The following is a 534-nucleotide window of genomic DNA, read 5'->3' on the forward strand; positions in this document are numbered from 1 at the left end:
CAGCCTTCGGTAAACCCGGCCAGGCCGCTGAGCTGCATCCGGGCCAGGGTGTAGTAAATCGCGCTCTGCAAATCGACGCCGTGGGTGCGAAACAGCGTCAGGGCCAGGGATTCGATAAGCGGCCAGTTCACTGCCGGCTGAGACGGGTGGTTGATTTTGTTGATTTCCTCGCGGATGGCGGTGAACGCCGGCAGATGCATCGGGTTACTGCCGGCGCGGATAATCAGGTTTTCAGGGCGTTCACTCATGGCTGTTCATCCTTTCCCCTGCCGCCGGCGCGGCGGACAGGGTGGGTGGCTATGTTGCAAGGCATAAAATTTGCCCTTAATACAGTTTGCCATTAATACAGGGTGTCAGGCAGTCTGAACTGACTGAACAGGCCGCCGGCAAACGGGTTGTCGGATTCATCCACGTAGATACGGTAGGTCATGTCGCCGCCGTCCACGGTGAACCGCACATCAAACGCATCCTGACGCACATTAGTCAGTTTGCCGCTGTTAATCAGGCGCAGCTGGGCCCACGGGCCGGTGAAGC

At 58.6% G+C, this 534-nt stretch carries 2 protein-coding genes; both read right to left on the reverse strand.

All coding sequences use genetic code 11. From position 1 onward, the window contains the following. The coding region (locus tag ACGF49_RS24785) for a type VI secretion system ImpA family N-terminal domain-containing protein (RefSeq protein WP_387493395.1) at positions 1-248 on the reverse strand (248 nt) is incomplete at its 3' end. A 92-nt stretch (positions 249-340) separates the two neighbouring features. Next, positions 341-534 (reverse strand): type VI secretion IcmF C-terminal domain-containing protein (locus ACGF49_RS24790; RefSeq protein WP_387493398.1); only part of this gene is annotated, 194 nt, incomplete at its 5' end.

Origin of the sequence: Photorhabdus sp. RM96S, assembly GCF_042879335.1 — a bacterium.
In the GTDB taxonomy this organism is placed as follows: domain Bacteria; phylum Pseudomonadota; class Gammaproteobacteria; order Enterobacterales; family Enterobacteriaceae; genus Photorhabdus; species Photorhabdus kayaii.